The 3,476-nt window shown below is 53.2% G+C and carries 2 protein-coding genes; one reads left to right on the top strand and one right to left on the bottom strand.

Annotated features, from left to right (window positions below; translation table 11 throughout):
• Window positions 1–2,705: plasmid replication protein, CyRepA1 family (locus S7335_RS25160; protein WP_038020415.1), on the top strand; the 2,705-nt coding region annotated here is incomplete at its 5' end.
• A 294-nt stretch (window positions 2,706–2,999) separates the two neighbouring features.
• On the opposite strand, the gene S7335_RS25165 is transcribed toward S7335_RS25160, so the two are convergent.
• A partial coding sequence (locus tag S7335_RS25165; protein ID WP_083785183.1) for a PDDEXK nuclease domain-containing protein occupies window positions 3,000–3,476 on the bottom strand: 477 nt, incomplete at its 5' end.

Consider the following 3,476-nt stretch of genomic DNA (forward strand, 5'->3'; position numbering starts at 1 on the left):
ACCCAAAAGCCCCCATCGTCATCACCGAAGGCGCAAAAAAAGCAGGCGCCGCCCTCACCGCAGGTTACGCCACCATTTCGCTTCCTGGCGTCTACAACGGCTACCGCTCCAAAGACCGCCTCGGCAACCCCATCGACCCGGTTCTCATCCCGGACATCCAAGCCATCGTCGGCAATGAGCGCCCGATCATCCTTGCCTTCGACGAAGACGAGAAACCTAACACCCGCCGCCACGTCGGTATCGCCATCAGCCGCTTTAGCCAACTGCTAATCAACGCAGGCTGCCACGTCAGCATCGCCCAATGGTCTCCCAAACAAGGCAAAGGACTCGATGACCTAATCGCTAACCAAGGCACAGATGCCTTCCATAAAGCGATTAACTCGGCCCTTACCTTTGAAGAATGGCAGCTCTGGCAAGCCCTCGATAATCGCCTTACCCTTGGATCTTCTCTGGGCCTCAAAGCTCAAGCCCTCAAAGTCCTCACTCCCGAAACCATGCCTCAACAGGGCATCCTCGCCATCGCTGCCGCCAAAGGCACAGGTAAAACCAACCTAATCAATAGCCTGATTGAGAGCCAACCCAAAGTCCTCCTCGCAGGCCATCGCATTAGCCTCATGCGTAACTTATGCGAACGCTGCGGCGTCAACTACCGAGGCGACTTAGATAAACAAGATGGACGCTTTATCACCGGCAGCGGCTACACCCTGCGTGTGGGCACCTGCGTCGATAGCCTGCTCGCCATCGACCCAAACTCTTTTGCAGGCTGCGACCTCGTGCTCGATGAAGTCTGCCAAGTCCTCAGACACCTACTGACCTCCAGCACCTGTAACCAGCAAGGCAAACGTCCCGTCCTGCTCTCCCGCTTCCGCCAGCTGCTCCAAGCCGCTCGGCGCGTCATCATCGCCGATGCCGACCTCGATGACCACGCCATCCGCTACATCCAGCAGCTACGCACTCAATCTATCTGTCACAACGGCCATCACGACCTCGATGCTGATGCAACCCTTCCTAACCGCGCTGCCAACCAACTCTTTCTGATCCACAACACCTACAAACCTCCCGGCTACGCCGTCCGCTTTATCCAAGCCCCCGACAGCAGCGCCATCACTGCCGAACTCCTCCATGACCTCAAGAACGGTGATCGCATTTACATCGCCACCGACTCCAAACGTGGCAGTAAACGTATCCACTACCTGATTAAAGAACTCCAGACTCAGCTCAAACAGGAATCTTCCAACCTCCTACTCAACTCCGATACCAGCGGCGGCGACACCGAACGCGCCTTTATGGAGAACCCAGACCTGCATCTAAGCAGCGTTACCCTACAAGCCGTCACAGGCTCTCCCAGTACCGCCACCGGACTCTCTATCGAAGGTGACCACTTTGATAAGGTCTACGGCATCTTCTACGGTGCTAGCTCTACCGATGCAGACATGGCTCAAGCCCTCGGCAGAGTCAGAGCACCTGTGCCCAGAGTCGTCTGGTGTGCCAAGTACGGGCGTAGCTTCTCTAAAGCAGGCCGCGAGACTAGCCCCAGAGCGCTTAGAAGCCTGCTTAAACAAAAAACGCAGGCCAACACCCTACTGATACAAGCAAGCCTCTCTGAAGTCGGCTATCGTTCTCTCAGTGACTACGACTGGGAAAGCGATCCGCATATCCACTACTGGTCACAGATTGAAGCCGAGCGCAATCGCTCGATGTGGTCGCTTAGAACCGCACTTAAAGTTAGATTGATGCATGAAGGCCATCAGGTAGAGACGGTAACGCTCCAAAAGAATCAGCAGGCACACAACCTGCTCAAGGAAGCCAGAGACGAGCTGAAGATGGAGAACGCCCTTCAGGTAGAAGCGGCGGTTAACCTTTCCCCAGCTGAGGCGAAGCTGCTCAGTCAGACTGAGAGCTTAGAACCGGAGCAGCAGCTAGCACTTCAGAAGTATGAGATTGCTAAGTTCTACGGCTTACCGCTAGAAAATGTTGATGCTGATGTGGTGCTACAGGATGACAGCGGTAGACGCAGAGGGCGACTGCTAAACTTGGAGTGGTCTAAGTATCCAGAGACGGCCATCGATATCGATGTCAGAGCGCTAGAGCGACAAGGACAGTGGCAGCACGGCTATACCCCTTGGGATTTATCGAATGCCGCACTGAAGCAAAAGCTGCGGCAGCTGCTGGGTATCGACGCTTATCTAGAGCTGGGTAAGACCTGGGACAGTGAGTCGTTAGATACGTTCAAGCAAAACACACTCAACTATGCGCCGCAGATTAAAGCAGTGTTGAACTTCTCGGTGAAGCCAGAGATGAGTGCAGCGCAGATTCTCAATCAGTTGCTAGAGCAGATGGGATTGACCTGTGTGAACTATCAGCCCAGGCGCGAGGGCAAGCGCACCCGCATCTATGAGTTAGACCCGGTGGTGTATGAGCAGCAGATGGAGATTCTAGAACGGCGCAAGGCCATACGGGAACGGGCGACAGAAGATGACACAGCCCCCCTATTTAATTATTCAACTACCGGGGACTGTGCCACCCAAGCCCCAGTTATACAGCCCTTAGAGATTGGTGCTTTAGAGCAGTGGCGGTGGGGCACGTCGCTCAGTCCTTGGGTGATTCAAGATGAGGTGGGTCAGATGGTTACCATCAGAGGCAGTAGTGGCGTGACTTTCATTGTTGGTAAGCAGGAATTAGTCCCGTGGGATGGTGCTAATTAGCGCTAGAACGAAGGTGTGAGTGCTTGCGTCACTGGAAAAAGGCAACCTCAAACACTGCCTATAGCTTTAGCCATTTCATAGGACCAGCGAGGGGTCGGGTAGGTTGGGAGCGCTCCCACTCCCTTTCCCCCCCGCCGGTTCATTTTGAAAACCGCAGACACTGTCTGCGGTTTTCGAAGCAACGCCAGAAGGACTTATCATCCCGGTTATATCAGTAGTTACAGAGATTCAGAAGCAGACTCTTATATTTTCGCTTAAGCGCTTAACTGATTATTCGCTTAAGCGCTTAAGCGATTATTCGGACATTTCGTCCGCCCTAGTTTCAAGTATTTGTCGTGTCTTGTTCAACTCTGCGGCTAACGTCTTCTCATCCGGCAGCGTCATCTGATACTCAGATGCTAGAACTTTATTCGACAGCCCATCCAGCGCATATTTAGCAACGGCCTCATCCTTCTTATTGCAAAGTATCAAACCTACTGGCGGATTCTCACCTGGGTATGTCCAATGCTCACGTGCATAATTGAGATAAAGGTGCATTTGGCCTGCATCTGCATGGGTGAACTCCCCTAACTTGAGGTCTACGATCACCAGGCAAGACAAGCGACGATGAAAAAACAGTAGGTCAATACGAAACCACTGGTCCCCTATCCTCAACCGCCTTTGACGACCAAGAAACGCAAAATCGTTGCCCAACTCTAGGAGGAAGCTCTCGATATGCTGAATCAGGGCCTCTTCTAAATCATTTTCCGAATACTCATCCTTGAGATCAAG

This window comes from Synechococcus sp. PCC 7335, assembly GCF_000155595.1.
Taxonomy (GTDB): domain Bacteria; phylum Cyanobacteriota; class Cyanobacteriia; order Phormidesmidales; family Phormidesmidaceae; genus Phormidesmis.